Source organism: Micromonospora sp. LOL_023, from assembly GCF_048060115.1.
Taxonomy (GTDB): Bacteria; Actinomycetota; Actinomycetes; order Mycobacteriales; family Micromonosporaceae; genus Micromonospora_E.
Genome location: NZ_JBHMIM010000163.1, coordinates 1 through 1,449 on the forward strand (window position 1 = coordinate 1; position 1,449 = coordinate 1,449).

Sequence of the window (1,449 nt, forward strand, 5' to 3'; positions counted from 1 at the left end):
CACGGCCCCGGCGTTGTTCCTCTATGCCTGATTTGATCACGGTTTGTTAGATGCGGTAGACGGCGAAGGCGTCGGCGCGATCGTGCAGGTCACGGCGAGTGTGGGCGATGTTGGCGCGTCCGGCGAGGCGGAAGGTGTTCAGGGCCAGGTTGCGCATGGCGGCCAGGTTGCGGGGAGCCGCACCCGTCCTGAGCTGGGAACCGTCCTCGCTGAAGGTGACGTCTCGGGTCCAGTGCAGACGATTTTCGACCGACCAGTGCCCTCTCGCATACGCGTTGAGGTGCTGCGGGCTGGCCTGCTCGGCGGTCGGGCTGACGATGCCGTAGATGATCTGTTTGCTGGTGCGCACACCATCGAGGCCGCCGGTGTCGCGGCGGAGCCGAAAGACTTGCCGGGCGCCGGGGAAAACGTTGTCGTCGCAGGCGGCGACGCGGATCGTGCGGCGTTCGGTGCGTCCGTGCCCACGATCGGAGTCGATGTCGGTTCGGTCGGCGAACTCGGTGTCGGTGCCGGACAGCAACGTCTGGGCGGCCTGCAGGGCGAGCGGCTGGTTGCCCTTCAATATCAGCAGGTAGTGGGCGTCGAGGGTGTCGGTGATCAGCCGGGCGGTCTTCTTGCTGGTATGCAGCGCGTCCAGGGTGAGCAGCATGCCGGCCACGTTCAGCGGGGTGAGTAGGTCTTCGGTCACGGTGCTCTCGCCGCGTTTGTCGGCGACCTGTCGCTGCCCCAGGATCACACCAGTGTCGTGGGTGACCGCGGCGACCAGGAACACCTGCCCGCCGGCGGTGCGGGTGCCGTGCAGCAGTTTCCCGTCGACCGCGACGGCGGGTAACAGTCCCGCTGGCGCCGGGTGCGTGAGCGTCCGTGTCACCGCGCGGCGCTGTTCGCGTTCGGCGGGTTCGCCGGGGGCGGCGGGGATCTGCGGGACGGGGGCGTCGCCGCGCACCACATCGGCGGCGTATCCGCAGGTCGCCGTGTCGAGAGCATCGCCGTCGACCGCGGCCAGGACCCGCCGGAAGGTGCGCTCACTGGGCACCAGGTATCGGCCGGTCAGCGGGTTACGGCGGGCACCAAGGCGGTGCAGCACGTCCTGCGGGGTCCGGGCCGCCCACTGCCGGATCGCGGTCAGACCGTCGTTACCGACCACGAGGGTGGCGCACGCGGTCAGGACCAGGATCACCAGCAACGGATGACGCAGCCCGCGCAGCCGCCGCGGATCCGGTACTCGAGCCAGCCGGGCCACCAGCGGCGACACCAGCCACAGCGGATCGGCCGGAGCCGGGTCAGCGGCGAGTTCGGCTTCCCACAACGCCAGATCAGCGAGGTGGTCAACAACGGGGTCGATCAAGGATGATGACGTCACGAGCGCGGCTCCAGCGATGAACTTCGAGGCTAGTCACCCGAAAGATCATCAGGAGTCGCGCTCGTTCCGCAACTCGCCTCGTGTCC

General features: G+C 68.7%; 1 protein-coding gene. It reads right to left on the bottom strand.

Annotation, left to right across the window (positions count from 1 at the left end):
- Positions 1–46 precede the first annotated feature (46 nt).
- On the bottom strand, positions 47–1,363 hold the full coding sequence (locus ACFHVL_RS31260) for an ISAs1 family transposase (RefSeq protein ID WP_416632224.1): 1,317 nt from the start codon (positions 1,361–1,363) through the stop codon (positions 47–49).
- Positions 1,364–1,449: the final 86 nt, after the last annotated feature.